The 16,371-nt window shown below is 74.2% G+C and carries 12 protein-coding genes and 1 pseudogene; 10 read left to right on the top strand and 3 right to left on the bottom strand.

Annotated features, from left to right (window positions below; translation table 11 throughout):
- Window positions 1-108 precede the first annotated feature (108 nt).
- From ACGF3H_RS21635 to ACGF3H_RS21625, 3 genes are all read right to left on the bottom strand, one after another.
- Window positions 109-1,677, bottom strand: a complete 1,569-nt coding sequence (locus ACGF3H_RS21635; protein WP_362489572.1) for a protein kinase — start codon at window positions 1,675-1,677, stop codon at window positions 109-111.
- Window positions 1,674-2,426, bottom strand: coding sequence for an FHA domain-containing protein (locus ACGF3H_RS21630; protein ID WP_362489574.1), 753 nt, complete (start codon window positions 2,424-2,426; stop codon window positions 1,674-1,676). Before ACGF3H_RS21630 ends, ACGF3H_RS21635 begins: the two co-directional genes overlap by 4 nt.
- A gap of 135 nt (window positions 2,427-2,561) precedes the next feature.
- Window positions 2,562-3,185, bottom strand: coding sequence for a hypothetical protein (locus ACGF3H_RS21625; RefSeq protein ID WP_362489576.1), 624 nt, complete (start codon window positions 3,183-3,185; stop codon window positions 2,562-2,564).
- 289 nt (window positions 3,186-3,474) lie between these two features.
- Here ACGF3H_RS21625 and ACGF3H_RS21620 point away from each other — a divergent pair, with 289 nt between their 5' ends.
- The 10 genes and pseudogenes from ACGF3H_RS21620 to ACGF3H_RS21575 all read left to right on the top strand — a co-directional run bounded on the left by ACGF3H_RS21620 (window position 3,475) and on the right by ACGF3H_RS21575 (window position 16,370).
- A complete protein-coding gene (locus ACGF3H_RS21620) occupies window positions 3,475-4,329 on the top strand; it encodes a bifunctional methylenetetrahydrofolate dehydrogenase/methenyltetrahydrofolate cyclohydrolase (protein ID WP_362489578.1) in 855 nt (284 codons plus the stop codon).
- Window positions 4,319-4,885: a DUF3017 domain-containing protein gene (locus tag ACGF3H_RS21615; RefSeq protein WP_362489580.1), complete on the top strand. Its 567-nt coding sequence runs from the start codon at window positions 4,319-4,321 to the stop codon at window positions 4,883-4,885. Before ACGF3H_RS21620 ends, ACGF3H_RS21615 begins: the two co-directional genes overlap by 11 nt.
- A 569-nt stretch (window positions 4,886-5,454) precedes the next feature.
- The gene (locus tag ACGF3H_RS21610; protein WP_362489582.1) at window positions 5,455-6,753 is read left to right on the top strand and encodes a DUF2690 domain-containing protein; all 1,299 of its coding nucleotides are present in this window, start codon (window positions 5,455-5,457) and stop codon (window positions 6,751-6,753) included.
- Window positions 6,754-7,237: 484 nt separating this feature from the next.
- Window positions 7,238-8,227 carry a malate dehydrogenase gene (locus ACGF3H_RS21605; protein WP_362489584.1) on the top strand — a complete coding sequence of 330 codons (990 nt, stop codon included), beginning with the start codon at window positions 7,238-7,240 and terminating at the stop codon, window positions 8,225-8,227.
- A gap of 370 nt (window positions 8,228-8,597) precedes the next feature.
- A pseudogene (locus ACGF3H_RS21600) lies at window positions 8,598-9,065 on the top strand (hypothetical protein); the annotation flags it as partial.
- A 178-nt stretch (window positions 9,066-9,243) separates the two neighbouring features.
- A complete protein-coding gene (locus tag ACGF3H_RS21595; RefSeq protein ID WP_362489586.1) occupies window positions 9,244-9,933 on the top strand; it encodes a hypothetical protein in 690 nt (229 codons plus the stop codon).
- Window positions 9,934-10,110: 177 nt separating this feature from the next.
- Window positions 10,111-11,640: an aldehyde dehydrogenase family protein gene (locus ACGF3H_RS21590; protein ID WP_362489588.1), complete on the top strand. Its 1,530-nt coding sequence runs from the start codon at window positions 10,111-10,113 to the stop codon at window positions 11,638-11,640.
- Between the two features lie 49 nt (window positions 11,641-11,689).
- A complete protein-coding gene (locus ACGF3H_RS21585; protein ID WP_362489590.1) occupies window positions 11,690-13,222 on the top strand; it encodes a GMC oxidoreductase in 1,533 nt (510 codons plus the stop codon).
- A complete protein-coding gene (locus ACGF3H_RS21580; RefSeq protein ID WP_362489592.1) occupies window positions 13,219-14,427 on the top strand; it encodes a glycine betaine/L-proline ABC transporter ATP-binding protein in 1,209 nt (402 codons plus the stop codon). The genes ACGF3H_RS21585 and ACGF3H_RS21580 overlap by 4 nt, the downstream gene beginning before the upstream one ends.
- Window positions 14,427-16,370: an ABC transporter permease subunit gene (locus ACGF3H_RS21575; RefSeq protein ID WP_362489594.1), complete on the top strand. Its 1,944-nt coding sequence runs from the start codon at window positions 14,427-14,429 to the stop codon at window positions 16,368-16,370. Before ACGF3H_RS21580 ends, ACGF3H_RS21575 begins: the two co-directional genes overlap by 1 nt.
- Window position 16,371 lies beyond the last annotated feature (1 nt).

The raw sequence follows: 16,371 nt of genomic DNA, 5'->3' as shown, positions 1-16,371 counted from the left end.
GCGGACCTGACGCGGGCCGCCGGCTCTCCCCCGAGGGAGCCGGCGGCCCGCGTCGTGCGTTCACGGTGCCGGGCGCCGGGCGAGGGGGCCACCTCGGACGTCACAGGGTCACCGGCGGCCGGAAGGCGTGTACTCCTGGAGGTAATGGGCGACACGGTCGGCGTAGGCGCGGTACCGCGGGGGGACCCCGCCCGCGTCGTTGACCTTGTCGTACGACGTGCGGTAGGCGGCGGCGACCAGCACCCGGCGGTCGCCCGGCAGACCGGCCTCCAGACGGGGCGCGATCCAGCACAGGTACCTGCCCATCGCCGGGATCGACTCGGCGGGTGGGAAGGGCGGCTCGGGCACGGTCTCGCCGGGCGTGCCGTCGGCGTTCATCCACCAGCGCAGCACCTGCGGGGTCCAGCGGGCGATGCCGTACTCGTTCTTCCCGGGGTCGGAGAGGGCGGGGTCGAAGTCGCTCTCCACCTTGAGCATCGCCGCGAGGAGGACCGGCGTGACCTCCGTGCGGTCGCAGTCGTGGGCCGTCTCGACGATCAGCAGGCGGTAGGCGGGCGGCACGTCCCGGTCGGTGCGGAGCTCGTCGGCGCCGTAGGAGGCGGCGGCCACGGTGGTGGTGCCCCCGCTGCCCGGGGCGCCGGGTCCCCGGCCGGACGGGTCCCGGCCGCCGCCTGCCAGGGCGTCGATGCCGTACCCGAGCGCGGCGAGCGCGACGATCCCCGCGGCCGACGCGACGAGCACCGCCCGCCGGGGACGCGCCCGGAACCGGCGTACGGCCCCCGCCCTGCCGTCCGTGGCCGCCTCGACGCGCCGCAGCAGCGCGTCGGTGCCGACGCGTTCGGCGTGCGTACGGGTCAGGCAGTCCCGGACGACGTCCCGCCAGGCGTCCGGCAGTGCGGGCGACAGGCGCAGCTCGTCGGTGCCGCGGGCGTAGGCGACGGCGGCGTCGCGGCGGGCCGTCGGCGTACCGCCGGGCAGCGGGAAGGTGCCGGTGAGCACCAGGTGGGCCAGGACGCCGAAGGCCCACACGTCGGCGGACGGACGGATCCTGCGGCCCCGCTCGCCGATCTCGGACCACAGCAGCTCGGGCGGCGTGTAGTCGGGCGTGGAGAAGGCGGGCGTGTAGGCGTGGGTGCCCTCCAGCTCGGCGGCCATGTTGAAGTCGGCGAGCCGGACCGACCCGTCGGCCATCAGCAGCACGTTGGCCGGTTTCAGGTCCCCGTGCACCCAGCCCGCCCGGTGCAGCTGGGCCAGCCCCGCGCAGACCTGCGCCAGCAGCGCGGGCCCGTCCGGCGGGCGGGGCGTCCGGGCCAGCCGGGCCGCGAGGGATTCCTCGGCCCGTTCCAGCACCAGGACGGTGGCGCCGTCGAGCCGGGGGCGGGCGGGGTCGTCGACGGTGAGGGTCTCGTACATCCGGATCAGCCGGGGCTGCCGCAGCCGGCGCAGCAACTCGACCTCTCGCTCGACCAGTTCGCGCAGGTGGGCGAGGCGGCGCGGGGTGTCCGTGCCGGTCGGCAGGAACTTCAGGGCGGCCGTGCGCGGGAGGCCGCCGCCCGCGTCACCCGTGCGGCGGGCGGCGTACACGCTGCCGAAGGCCCCGGTGGCGATCGGCTCGCGCACCTCCCAGACGCCCACCCGGTACCCCTTGGGCACCGGCACGGCGTACGGCTCGGTCATCGCGGCGGCCGTTCGGACGGTGCCGCGAGGACCACCAGGTCGTCCTCGCGGACCAGGTCGAAGCGGAGCGCCAGCGAGACCAGCGACTCCTTCTTGCCGTTCAGCCGCGGCCCCGGCTCGCCCGTCTCCGGTCCCGGCTTGAGCCGCAGCTTCACCGCCAGGTAGTCGATGTTCCACTGCACCGACGTACGGGAGGCGGCCGGCCAGGCCGGGCGCAGCCGCTCGACGACCTGGTCCATGGTGGGCAGCGGCGCGTGCGGGGTGCCCCGCAGCCGGGGCTCGCACAGGGCGGCCAGGACCGCGAAGTACCGCTTGGAACGGTCCACGGAGAAGGCCGGGGCGGTCGGCTCGCCGTCGGCGCCGCCCTCGTCGGGCAGGTAGTCGTGGCGCGGCGCCCACACCTCGACGGGCAGCAGGTCGCCCGCGGCGGGCAGCACGATCCGCGAGAACTCGAACGGCACCGGCGCGTCCAGCCGCCCCGGCGCCACCTTGATGTGCTCGCCCGCGCCCTCCGGGTTCTCCACCACGTACGTCTGCCGGGACGACAGGTTGCTCAGCGTCCAGAACGTGCCGTGGGCGGTGATCTCGCCCGCTCTGCGGGACACCCCGTCGTGCCCGATCAGCAGCCCGCCCTCGGGTACGGCCCGCCCGAAGACGAGCCGTTCGCCGGGGGCGAGCCGGAACTGGGTGCGGGTGCGGTCGCGTTCGTCCTCCGTGGTCGGCGGAGGTACCACGATGATGCTGTACAAGGTGCGTCTCCCCGTGCCTGACGGCTGCCCAGGCCAGACTAGGGCGACGCACCAGGGCCGTGTCTCCCCTCGTACGGGTGAGACACGGCCCTGGGAAGTGATTGGCGCGAACTGTTCAGTCGCCGCGGGGCGTTTTCAGTACCGGGGGCGCCTGAACCACTCGGCGCTGGCCCGCTTGGCGGCGAACACGATCAGCAGGATGGAGACGATGATGACGAGCAGGCCGAGACCGTAGACGGCGAGCGTGAAGATGCCCGTGATGATCGCGAACGAGCCGTAGACGATCGAGCAGACCCGGACGCCGTTGCCGCCCTTCGCGTACTGCAACAGCAGCGCCAGGCCGAGGAGCGCGAAGACGGCGGCGAGGGCCAGGAAGAAGACGACGACCCCCTTGCCCAGGTCGGCGTACCGCTCGGCCTCGGAGTCCCCGGTGATGCCGGCTTCCAGCATCGTCTCGTCCCACTGCGACAGTGCCACGCCGTAGACCGCTGAGACGACGAGGTGGGCGAGGACGATCACGCCGAGCATGATCTGCGCCGCGCGCGTGATGCCGGGCATCTGCGCCGGTCCGGGCCCGTAACCGCCCCCGTACGGCTGCTGCACCGGAGGGGCCGCCGGGTAACCGTAGCCGGGCTGACCCTGGGGCTGCTGGGGGTAGCCGTAGCCGGGCTGGCCCTGGGGCTGCTGGGGGTAACCGTAGTTCGGCTGCTGGCCGCCCTGCGGCGGGCCGTAGGGGTTGTTCGGGTCGCCGAAACTCATGGCGGTCCTTCCTCCGGTGTGCTGTGCGGGGACGCGCGGCACGGATCGGAGGAAGGTCTACAGATGCGGTTCGTCCCCCCGGTACTGTCCGCGGCACTGTGCCGCACCATCGTTCTTGACCCGGTCGTTACTTGTCCAGCCGCAGTCGCATGCTGTTGTGCAAGTGCAACATCGCTGATCATGACCGGGCACACCGGGAACCGTCCCCTCGTGCCCGGGGGCGTCCCGGCCGGTGCCCGCATGGCGGCCGGATTGGAACAGGGGGCCGGTCATCCGCGAGGATGGGGGCATGACCGCCCAGATTCTCGATGGCAAGGCCACCGCAGCCGCGATCAAGTCCGAACTGGCCGCCCGCGTGGCGGCGCTGAAGGAGAAGGGCGTCACGCCCGGCCTCGGCACCGTCCTGGTCGGCGACGACCCCGGCAGCCAGAAGTACGTCGCGGGCAAGCACCGCGACTGCGCCCAGGTCGGCATCGCCTCCATCCAGCGTGAACTTCCCGGCACGGCGACGCAGGAGGAGATCGAGGCGGTCGTCCGCGAACTGAACGAGGACCCGGCCTGCACCGGCTACATCGTCCAGCTGCCGCTCCCCAAGGGCATCGACGAGAACCGCATCCTCGAACTGATGGACCCGGACAAGGACGCCGACGGCCTCCACCCGATGAACCTCGGCCGCCTCGTCCTGAACGAGCCGGCGCCGCTGCCCTGCACCCCGAACGGCATCCTCACCCTCCTGCGCCGCTATGGCGTGGAGATCAAGGGCGCCGAGGTCGTGGTCGTCGGCCGCGGCGTCACCATCGGCCGCCCGATGCCGCTGCTGCTCACCCGGCGCAGCGAGAACGCCACCGTGACCCAGTGCCACACCGGCACCCGCGACCTGTCCTCCCACCTCAAGCGCGCGGACATCATCGTCGCCGCGGCCGGCTCGCCGCACCTGGTCCGCCCCGAGGACGTCAAGCCCGGCGCGGCCGTCCTCGACGTCGGCGTCTCGCGCAACGCCGAGGGCAAGATCGTCGGCGACGTCCACCCGGACGTGTCCGAGGTGGCCGCCTGGATCTCCCCGAACCCCGGCGGCGTCGGCCCGATGACCCGGGCCCAGCTGCTCGTGAACGTGGTCGAGGCGGCGGAGCGCAGTGCCGGCTGAGGGACGGAGCGCGGTGCCGGCCGAGGGCAAGAAGGGGACCGAGGGCGACGACGACCGCCCGGAGAACGGCCGCCGGGACGACGATCGCCAGGAGGACGGTCGCCCGGAGGACGAACTCACCGTCCGGGACCCCGTCAGCGCGCCCGACGCCGAGGGCAGACCGCGGCGCGCCACCCGGCGCTTCCCGCTCTTCACGCGGGACACCGCGCGCCCCGAGGGCGGCGGCCGGGCGGCGCCCCGTGACGCCCCGGCTCCCGCCCGGCAGTGGCCGGTGCTCACGGTGGTGGGCCTCGTCGGGCTCGGTCTGCTGCTGACCGCGCTGGACGTCTTCCGCTGGGGCACGCTGCTGATCGGCGTCGCGCTCCTGGTCGGCGCGGTGCTGCGCTGGATGGTGCCCGACGTCGGCATGCTCGCGGTGCGTTCGCGCTTCACGGACATCGCCACGTACGTGGTGCTCGGTCTCGCCATCGCTCTGCTGGCCCTGATGGCCCAGCCGAAGCCGTGGCTGGAGATCCCGTTCCTGAAGGACACGCTGCACTTCACGGTCAGCAGGTAACCGGCCCGGGCAGGGCGGCCCGTCCTCCACCCCCGTGGGAGAACGGGCCGCCGCCGCGACCAACCCTCCTGCACGCGGAACGCCCTGTTCAACGCCTGACGGGGCGCTGTGGCACGGAAGTGACCGTTCCGCTACGCAGTCCGGGAATGACGGGGCCCGACGGGGTCGGTGTGCCGGGGGTGACCGCACATGTGCGTTCCGTGTGCCGAAGTGCCGACAAGTTCGGGGATGTGCCCCCAAGTCGTCCGACCACGGGGCTAGCGTGGTCGATCGGGACGGTCCGGGACGTCCCGTACGGCGGTCGGGGGCCGTTCCGTACGGCGCGGGGTTCCGTTCGATGCACCGGAACGCCGGTGGGACACTGGACCACGGACCAGCGAGCGTGCGACGGTGCGTGCTCGCTGCCTCTGTGCTCCTGTGCGCCCCCACCCCGGGAACTGAGATCCTGACCGGGCGCACCCCTGTGGGTAGCCAGAACGGGGACTCGGCGCGGGACGCCGCGCGCGAGGACCGCGGGGGAACGAGCGGGGAACGAAACAGCACGTCACCGGGGGGAAGAGGGGGAAGCAATGCCTCGTTGGAAGGCCTTGCCGGAGGAACTCGATCCGCAGATCAAAGAGTTCGCCAGTCAGTTGCGCCGGCTCGTGGACCGCAGTGAGCTGAGCATCGCGTCGCTCGCCGACGCCACGGGCTACAGCAAGACGTCCTGGGAGCGCTACCTGAACGGCCGGCTGCTCGCCCCCAAGGGCGCGATCGTGGCCCTGGCCGAGGTGACGGGGACCAACCCCGTCCACCTGACGACCCTGTGGGAGCTGGCCGAGCGTGCCTGGAGCCGCTCGGAGATGCGCCACGACATGACCATGGAGGCCATCCGGATCTCGCAGGCGCGTGCCGCGCTCGGAGAGCTGGGCACGCCCACGGGCGGCTCCAGGGACGGCCGGAGCGGCAAGTCGGGCCGGCATGGCGGCGGTGCGGCGGCGCCGGGAATCGCCGGGCCGGCCGGTGTCGCGCCCACGCTGCCGCCGAGGACCGTCCCCGCCCAGCCGACGGCCGCCGACAGCCCCGACTCGGCCGTCGGTCCGGTCCGGGGCGGCGGCGGGCCCGGCGGGCACCCGGGCACGTCCGCCGGCGGTCCCTCCGACGGCAACTCGTGGGGGCTCGCGGGGTACCGGGGGCCGTCACCGACCGGCGGGCGCGCGCCGCGCACCGGACACCGCGCCGATTCCGGTTCGGGTCCGGGTTCCGGGACCGCTTCCGGGGCGTACGCCAGCGGACCGGCCGCCGCCGCGCCGGTGCCGGACGGCCGCGGGGCCCCGGACCCGTACGGCGGGCCCCCGCAGGGCGGCTCCCGGGCGCGCGCCGGTGCCTCGGGGGGCGGCAAGCGGATGGGGACCTTCGTCGCGGGCGTCGTCGGCGTGCTGGTGGTGGCCGCCGGTGCCTTCTTCCTCCTGAACGGCGGGGACGACAAGAAGGACGAGCGCGCCGAGCCGTCCCCGTCGCCCACCGTGAGCGCCGACCCCCAGCTGCCGCCCGGGGTGAAGTGCAGCGGCGACCGGTGCACCGGCAAGGACCCGGAGACCATGGGCTGCGGCGGCGACCTGGTGACCACCGCCGCGACGGCCACCGTCGGCACGGCGTCCGTCGAGGTCCGCTACAGCAAGACCTGCGGCGCCGCGTGGGCCCGCGTCACCCAGGCCGGCCAGGGCGACGAGGTCCGGGTCAGCGCGGGCGGCGGGGCCGAGCAGACGGGCAGCGTCACCGCCGCCGGGGACACGGTCGCGTACACCCCGATGGTGGCGGTCAAGGCCGCGGCCGACGCCAAGGCGTGCGTGACCCTGGCCGCGGGCGGCAAGGGCTGCACGGACTGAGCCCACCGCACAGCCCCGCCCCCGAGGCCCGGGCCGGCGGGGCTGCGGCTGGGCCGTTCGGGGGACCGCCGTGCGTACGGAAGAAAATCTTCCTGTCGTAAGGCATGGTCCGCGGACGTGCGGGCACGCGACAGGTATCCCCCCACGGGAGTCCGGCAACGGTCCCCGAACGGCGGTCGCCAGTCCCCCCCTCTCCCGGACCAGGCGGCCGCCTCTTCCTGTCGGCGTCCTCCCGGCGTGTGCCCCCTCCGGGTGACCGGAACCGGTGCTGTGGGGTGGGCCACACCGGCCCCGACGCCTGGGGCACCGCGGGCGCGATAGCCTGACCGCTGGATCTCTCTTGACGCCAAGAGATCGATCATCCGTCGGATGATCCATCCGTACCGGTGATCGATCATCACGGCGGTCCGGTCACGAGCCGGAGCGGGATCCCGCACCCCGGGGCAGGGACCGCCCCACCGCCAGCTGTCATACGGAGAACGCCATGACCCGCACTCCCGTGAACGTCACCGTCACCGGCGCGGCCGGCCAGATCGGTTACGCCCTGCTCTTCCGCATCGCCTCCGGCCAGCTGCTCGGCGCGGACGTGCCGGTCAAGCTGCGCCTCCTGGAGATCACTCCGGCGCTCAAGGCCGCCGAGGGCACTGCGATGGAGCTGGACGACTGCGCGTTCCCGCTCCTGCAGGGCATCGAGATCACCGACGACCCGAACGTGGCCTTCGACGGCGCCAACGTCGCCCTCCTCGTCGGCGCCCGCCCCCGCACCAAGGGCATGGAGCGCGGCGACCTCCTCGAGGCCAACGGCGGCATCTTCAAGCCGCAGGGCAAGGCCATCAACGACCACGCCGCGGACGACATCAAGGTCCTCGTCGTCGGCAACCCGGCCAACACCAACGCGCTGATCGCCCAGGCCGCCGCCCCGGACGTACCGGCCGAGCGTTTCACCGCGATGACCCGCCTGGACCACAACCGCGCGCTGACCCAGCTCGCGAAGAAGACGGGCTCGACGGTCGCCGACATCAAGCGCCTGACCATCTGGGGCAACCACTCCGCCACCCAGTACCCGGACATCTTCCACGCCACCGTCGCCGGCAAGAACGCCGCCGAGGTCGTCAACGACGAGAAGTGGCTGGCCGAGGACTTCATCCCGACCGTCGCCAAGCGCGGCGCGGCCATCATCGAGGCCCGCGGCGCCTCCTCGGCCGCCTCCGCCGCCAACGCCGCCATCGACCACGTGTACACGTGGGTCAACGGCACCGCCGAGGGCGACTGGACCTCCATGGGCATCCCGTCGGACGGCTCCTACGGCGTGCCCGAGGGTCTGATCTCCTCCTTCCCGGTCACCACCAAGGACGGGAAGTACGAGATCGTCCAGGGCCTGGACATCAACGAGTTCTCCCGCGCCCGCATCGACGCCTCCGTCAAGGAGCTGTCGGACGAGCGCGAGGCGGTCCGCGGTCTCGGCCTCCTCTGAGTCCGTCCGCTCCGCGGGCCGTACGTCACGACCCCGCACGGGCTCCGTTCCGGTTTCGGCCGGAACGGAGCCCGTCGCCGTTTTCGCCGCTACCTTCGGAACACCGGGTTCGAGGTGTTCGGGGGGTACGGATGAACGGCTGGCGGGACGAGGGGCCGGGGCCGGAGCCGGAGCCGGAGCCGCAGGCGGCACCGGAAGCGGGCTCGGGGGACGGGCCGGGCGAGGAGGGAGGCCGGGCGGCCTGGGCTCCGGACGGCGGGAACGGCCCGGACGGGCCCGTGGAACCGCCCGCCTGGGCCACGGCCCAGACCCGCACGAACCTCACGCCCCCGCCCGCGCTGCCCTCCGCGCCCGCCGTCCCTCCGCCCTCGTGGTCCGCCCCGCCACCGGGCCCGGCCGACGCGGGCGGCCCACCGCCCACGAGCACCGCGCCCACGTCCCGGGGGACCTCGGACACCGACCGACCCGTGCCCGCGGTCCCGTGGGCCCCGGGCGCCGCCGGGCCACCATCCGCCGCTCCGGGCCCCGTCGGCCCGCCGCCCGCCGCTCCGGGTCCCGTCGGCCCGCCGCCCGCCGCTCCGGGCTCCGTCGGCCCACTGCCCGCCGCTCCGGGTCCCGTCGGCCCACTGCCCGCCGCTCCGGGTCCCGTCGGCCCTCTGCCCGCCGCTCCGGGTCCCGTCGGCCCTCTGCCCGCCGCTCCGGGCTCCGCCGCTCCGGGCTCCGCCGCTCCGGGTCCCGTCGGCCCGCCGCCCGCCGCTCCGGGTCCCGTCGGCCCACTGCCCGCCGCTCCGGGTCCCGTCGGCCCACTGCCCGCCGCTCCGGGTCCCGTCGGCCCTCTGCCCGCCGCTCCGGGCTCCGCCGCTCCGGGCTCCGCCGCTCCGGGCTCCGTCGGCCCGCCGACCGCCTCCACCGGGGCGCCGCCCTCCCCCTGGGCGCACGGGTCGGCGCCCGCCGCACCTCCGTACCGGCCGGCACCGGCCGGGGCGGGACCCGGCTCCGGGGCCGGGCCGCGTCGGGTGCTGGTCGCGCTGACCGCGACGGCCGTTCTCGGTGCGGGCGTCGGGGCCGGGGTCTGGGCGCTCACCCGCGACCACGGCGCCGACCGGGCGGGCGCCGCCCCGGCGACCGGCGTCACCGTCCCCGAGGCCCCGACGGCCGCGGCGTCGGACACCGCGCCGACTCCGGCGGCACCGGCAGCCCCACCGGCCCCCTCCGCCTCCGCCTCGGCCTCCGTGTCCCCGTCCGCCGCTCCCGGTTACCGCCTCGCCCAGGACCCCGTCGGCTACGCGATCACCGTCCCGGAGGGCTGGCGGCGGCACGAGAAGCAGGGCGAGTCCGCGCCCGTCGTGACCTACGACTCCCCGGGCGACGGCCGGCAGCTCCAGATCTTCGCGCTGGCGGAGGAGTCCCCGGCCGCCTCGCTGGACCTGGCCGAGAACGCCCCCGGCTACGGATTCGCCCGGCAGCCCGGCTACCGCGCCCTCACCCGCGACGCGGACGGCGACGCCTTCGCCGAGCTCACCTACCGCTACGACGACGAGGACCGCGGCCCCCGCCAGGTGATCGACCACCGCTTCCGGGCCGCCGACGGCACCCCGTACGCCATCCGTTCCAGCGGCCCCGAAACGCTCGACGCGGCGCTGCTGCGCGAGCCGCTCACCACGGCCGTGGAGTCCTTCTGCCCGGCCGGAGGGCAGTGCGCCTGACCGCGCGGGAAACCGCCCGGGTTCCACCCCTTTCACCGTTCATTCCCGTGACCCACCGCACTTTCGCCCCCCGATCCCGCATGTGCCGGGAGGAAGCGGGCAGGGGCTCCGGGTCCCCGAGAGTGACATGCGTGTGACGCAGGGGCACCGAACAGGAACGGAAGGCAGTACCGGAGCATGGCGAACAGAACGGAAACCCGGGCAGAGCGGGCACACCGGACCATTCACGCGGGCGGTGAATGGCGGGAGGCGTCCTCCGGCGCGACGCGCGAGATCCTCGACCCCGCGGACGCCCAGCCCTTCGCCGTGGTCGCGGAGGGCGACGAGAAGGACACCGACCTCGCGGTGGCCGCCGCCCGGCGGGCCTTCGATACAGGAGAGTGGCCCCGCACCCCGGTCGCCGAACGCGCCGCCCTGCTGCGCCGCGTCGCCGGCCTGCTCGTGCGCGACCGCGAGGAGCTCGGCCTGCTGGAGAGCCGCGACGCGGGCAAGACCGTCGAGGAGGGCCGCGTCGACATCGACTGCGTCGCCGACGCCTTCCGCTACTTCGCCGACCTGGTCGCCGGCGAGGCGCCCGGCCGGGTCGTCGACGCGGGCTCGCCCGAGATCCACAGCGTCGTCGTGCACGAGCCGGTCGGTGTCTGCGCGATGATCACGCCCTGGAACTACCCCCTGCTCCAGGCCAGTTGGAAGATCGCACCCGCGCTCGCCGCCGGCAACACCTTCGTGATCAAGCCCAGCGAGATCACCCCGCTCACCACCGTCGCCCTGATCGACCTGCTGGTCGAGGCCGGACTCCCCACCGGCGTCGCCAACATCGTCACCGGCCCCGGTCACTCGGTCGGCGCCCGGCTCGCCGAGCACCCCGACGTCGACCTGGTCTCCTTCACCGGCGGCCTGGCCAGCGGCACCAAGGTCGCCCAGGCCGCCGCCGTCACCGTCAAGAAGGTCGCCCTCGAACTCGGCGGCAAGAACCCCAACGTCGTCTTCGCCGACGCGTGCGAGACCGACGAGGGCTTCGACACCGCCGTCGACCAGGCCCTCAACGCCGCCTTCATCCACAGCGGCCAGGTCTGCTCCGCGGGCGGCCGGCTCATCGTCGAGGAGTCGGTCCGCGAACGCTTCGTCGCCGAACTCGCCCGCCGTGCCGGGAGGATCCGCCTCGGCCGCGGCACGGTGGACGGCGTCGAGTGCGGCCCGCTCGTCTCCGAGCAGCAGCGCGCCAAGACCGAGGACTTCGTCGCCTCCGCCCTCGCCGAGGGCGCCGTGCTGCGCTGCGGCGGCAAGCGCCCCGAGCCGTCCCCCGAGCGGCCCGGGAGCGGCTGGTTCTACGAGCCGACCGTCCTCGACCAGTGCCACCGCGAGATGCGGGTCGTGCGGGAGGAGGTCTTCGGACCGGTCCTCACCGTGGAGACCTTCCGCACCGAGGACGAGGCCGTCGCCCTCGCCAACGACACCGAGTACGGACTCGCCGGCGCCGTCTGGACCGCCGACGCCGGCCGCGCCCGCCGCGTCGCCGGCCGGCTGCGCCACGGCACCGTGTGGATCAACGACTTCCACCCCTACCTGCCGCAGGCGGAGTGGGGCGGCTTCGGCAAGAGCGGCGTCGGCCGCGAGCTCGGCCCCGCGGGCCTGGCCGAGTACCGCGAGACCAAGCACGTCTACCAGAACCTCGCACCACGGCCCGTCCGCTGGTTCGCCGGCTGACCTCCCGGCTCGCCCGTCCCCGTCCCCACGCCCTCCTGGAGTACCCCCCATGCCCGAGACCCCCCAGGTCTACGACTACGTCGTCGTCGGCGGCGGCACCGCAGGCTCCGTCATCGCCTCCCGCCTCACCGAGAACCCGGACGTCACCGTCGCCGTCATCGAGGGCGGCCCCAGCGACGTCGGCCGCGACGACGTGCTGACCCTGCGCCGCTGGATGGGCCTGCTCGGCGGCGAACTCGACTACGACTACCCCACCACCGAGCAGCCGCGTGGCAACTCCCACATCCGGCACAGCCGCGCCCGCGTCCTCGGCGGCTGCTCCTCCCACAACACCCTCATCGCCTTCAAGCCGCTGCCGTCCGACTGGGACGAGTGGGAGGCCGCCGGCGCCAAGGGCTGGGGCGCGGTGCAGATGGAGGCGTACTTCGCCCGGCTGCAGAACAACATCGTCCCGGTCGACGAGAAGGACCGGAACGCCATCGCCCGCGACTTCGTCGACGCGGCGCAGAAGGCGCTCGAGGTGCCCCGCGTCGAGGGCTTCAACAAGAAGCCGTTCACCGAGGGCGTCGGCTTCTTCGACCTGGCCTACCACCCGGAGGACAACAAGCGCTCCTCGGCCTCGGTGGCGTACCTGCACCCGGTGATGGACGAGCGCCCCAACCTGACGATCATGCTGGAGACGTGGGCGTACAGGCTCCGGCTCGACGGCACCCGCGCCACGGGCGTCCACGTCCGCACCAAGGACGGCGAGGAGATCCTGGTCGAGGCGCGCAACGAGGTCGTGCTGTGCGCCGGGGCCGTCGACTCGCCGCGTCTGCTGCTGCACTCCGGCATCGGCCCCCGCGAGGACCTCGAGGCGCTCGGCATACCCGTGGCGCTCGACCTGCCCGGCGTCGGCGAGAACCTGCTCGACCACCCCGAGTCGGTGATCGTGTGGGAGACGAACGGCCCCATCCCGGAGAACTCCGCGATGGACTCCGACGCCGGTCTGTTCGTGCGCCGCGACCCCGAACACGCGGGCCCCGACCTGATGTTCCACTTCTACCAGATCCCGTTCACGGACAATCCGGAGCGACTGGGCTACGAGCGCCCGGAGTTCGGCGTCTCCATGACCCCGAACATCCCCAAGCCGAAGAGCCGCGGCCGCCTCTACCTCACCAGCGCCGACCCGGAGGTCAAGCCCGCCCTCGACTTCCGCTACTTCACCGACGAGGACGACTACGACGGCCGCACCCTGGTCGACGGCATCCGCATCGCCCGTGAGATCGCCAGGACCGAGCCGCTCGCGAACTGGCTCGCACGCGAGGTGTGCCCCGGCCCGGACATCACCGGCGACGAGGAGCTGAGCGAGTACGCCCGCAAGGTCGCGCACACCGTCTACCACCCGGCGGGCACGTGCCGGATGGGCGCCGCCGACGACGAACTGGCCGTCGTCGACCCCGAGCTGCGCATCCGCGGCCTGGACGGCATCCGCGTCGCCGACGCCTCCGTCTTCCCGACCATGCCCGCCGTGAACCCGATGATCGGCGTCCTCATGGTCGGGGAACGCGCCGTCGAGCTGATCGGCGGTGACGCCCGATGACCGCCACCGTCAACGGCACCGCCGCCGAGCGTCCCCCGGTCTTCTCCGTGGACGGCCTGTGGAAGGTCTTCGGCCCGAAGGCCGCCCGCGTCCCCGCCGCCCCCGAGCTGACCGCCCTGACCCCGGCCGAGCTGCGCTCCCGCACCGGCTGCACGGCCGCCGTCCGCGACGTCTCCTTCGACGTCCGCAAGGGCGAGGTCTTCGTCGTCATGGGCCTGTCCGGTTCCGGCAAGTCCACGCTGGTGCGCTGCCTGACCCGGCTGATCGAGCCGACCGCCGGCACCATCGCCATCGACGGCGAGGACGTCCGCGCCATGGACAGGGCCCGGCTGCGCGAACTGCGCCGCCACCGCGCCGCGATGGTCTTCCAGCACTTCGGCCTGCTCCCGCACCGCACGGTCCTCGACAACGTGGCGTACGGCCTGGAGGTCCAGGGCATGGGCCGCGCCGAGCGCCGCGAGCGCGCCGCCGCGATCGTCGCCAAGGTCGGCCTGGAGGGCCTGGAGCACCGCCGCCCCGGCCAGCTCTCCGGCGGCCAGCGCCAGCGCGTCGGCCTGGCCCGCGCCCTCGCCGTCGACCCCGAGGTGCTGCTGTTCGACGAGCCGTTCAGCGCGCTCGACCCGCTGATCCGGCGGGACATGCAGGAGGAGGTCGTCCGGCTGCACCGCGAGGAGGGCCGCACGATGGTCTTCATCACCCACGACCTCCAGGAAGCCCTGAAGCTGGGCGACCGCATCGCCCTGATGCGCGACGGCCGCGTCGTGCAGCTCGGCACCCCCGAGGAGATCGTCGGCTCACCCGCCGACGACTACGTCCGTGAGTTCGTCCGCGACGTCCCGCGCGAGCAGGTCCTGACGGCCCGTACGGCCATGCGTCCCGCCTCCTGCGCCGACGAGGCCGGCAGCGGCCCCGCGCTGCGGCCCGACGCCACGGTGTCCGAGGCCATCGAGGCGGTGGCCCGCGCGGGCTCCCCGGCCCGCGTGATGTCCGACGGCCGCTGCCTGGGCGTGATCGATGCGGACGCGTTGCTGTCGGTGGTGGCGGGCACATCCGGCACACCCGCACCCGCCCCGGCGGCCCCCGCTGCCGCAGCGCACCCAGCGGACCCGGCGGCCCCCGCCGACGTGGCTGCGGGCAGTCGTGCCGCCGGGGCGGACGAGCACCGTGAGCCGGCCGCCCCCGCCACCAGCGAGGAGCCGGTCTGATGGCGACGATCACCGCAACGTCCCAGAAGGTGTCGCCGCCGGGCCCCCTCACCCGCCCCGCCGTGCGCAAGCTCCTCACGCTGGCGGTCCTCGCCGCCGTCCTCGTCCCCCTCGCCGCCACGCAGTGGCCCGGCACCACCTGGCCCACCGCGCTCACCGTCGACGTCTCCGCCCCGCTCGGCAGCGCCAGCGACTGGATCATCGACAACCGCGACAGCCACCCCCTCTTCCTCTACTTCTTCGGCCACGTCAGCAACGCCGTCGTCATCGCCGTACGCGCCGTCTACCTCGCCCTCCTCGCCGTCGGCTGGGCCGGGGTCACCGCGATCGGCGCGCTGGTCGCCTGGCGCGTGGCCGGCGTGCGGCTGGCACTCGGCACCGCCGCCGCGTTCCTGGCCTGCGGCCTGCTCGGCATGTGGGTGCCGACCATGCAGACCCTCGCCCTGATGGTCGTCGCCGTCGTCGCATCGGTGGTCGTGGGCGCCCTGCTGGGCCTGGCCGGGGGGCTCTCCGGCCGGATGGACCGCGTCCTGCGCCCGGTGCTCGACACCATGCAGGTGCTGCCCGCCTTCGCCTACCTCCTCCCCGTCGTCCTGGTCTTCGGCATCGGAGTCCCCGCGGCCGTCCTGGCCACGGTCGTCTACGCCGCCCCGCCCATGGCCCGGCTCACCGCCCTCGGCCTGCGGGGCGCCGACAAGGAGGTCCTGGAGGCCGTCGAGTCCCTCGGCACCACCGCCCGCCAGCGGCTGCTGACCGCCCGCATCCCGCTGGCCCGCAAGGAACTCCTCCTCGGCGTCAACCAGACGATCATGATGGCGCTGTCCATGGCCGTCATCGCCTCCGTCATCGGCGCCGGCGGCCTCGGCGACCGCGTCTACCAGGCGCTCGCCTCGGTCGACGTCGGCGCGGCCCTCGCCGCCGGCATCCCGATCGTGCTGCTCGCCGTCGTCCTGGACCGCGTCACCGGCGCGGCCGGGGAGCGGCTCGGAGAGCCCGGGAAGTCCCCCGTCACCTGGCTGTACGCCCTGGCCGTCGCCGTCGCGGTGGCACTCGCCGGACGTCTCGCGGGCCTCCTCGACTGGCCCGAGGCGTGGGAGGTGGACATCGCCGAGCCCGTCAACCGGGCCGTCGACTGGATGACCGCCCACCTCTACTCCGGCGTCCCCGTGGTCGGCGGCACCGCGGACTGGGCGGCCCACTTCACCGACTGGGTGCTCAACCCGCTGCGGAGCGGCCTCCAGTGGCTGCCCTGGTGGTCCGTGCTGCTGATCGTCGCCGCCCTGGCCTGGCTGATCGGCACCTGGCGCACCGCCCTCACCGCCGTCCTCGCCATGGCCGCGATCGGCGTCCTCGGCGTGTGGAACCCGTCCCTGGACACCCTCTCCCAGGTGCTGGCCGCCGTCGCCGTCACCCTGGTCGTCGGCTTCGCGACCGGCATCGCCGCCGCCCGCAGCGACCGCTTCGAACGCCTGCTGCGGCCCGTGCTGGACGTCTTCCAGACGATGCCGCAGTTCGTCTACCTGATCCCGGTCGTCGCCCTGTTCGGCGTCGGCCGCGCCCCCGCCGTCGCCGCCGCCGTCGTCTACGCCCTCCCGGCCGTCGTCCGCATCACCACCCAAGGGCTGCGCCAGGTCGACCCGGCCGCGCTGGAGTCGGCCCGCTCGCTCGGGGCGACCAGCGGACAGCAACTGCGCCAGGTCCAGCTCCCGCTGGCCCGCAGGTCCCTGCTGCTCGCCGTCAACCAGGGCGTCGTCCTCGTCCTCGCCGTCGTCATCATCGGCGGCCTGGTCGGCGGCGGGGCGCTCGGCTACCAGGTCGTCTTCGGCCTGGCCCAGGGCGACCTGGCGACCGGCCTGGTGGCCGGAGCGGCGATCGTCTGCCTCGGTCTGATGCTCGACCGGGTCACCCAGCCCACCGAACGCCGTACGAAGAAGGGAGCCTGAG

It is taken from the genome of Streptomyces sp. NPDC048185 (assembly GCF_043202495.1).
Taxonomy (GTDB): Bacteria; Actinomycetota; Actinomycetes; order Streptomycetales; family Streptomycetaceae; genus Streptomyces.
This window is presented reverse-complemented; position numbering and strand designations above follow the sequence as displayed.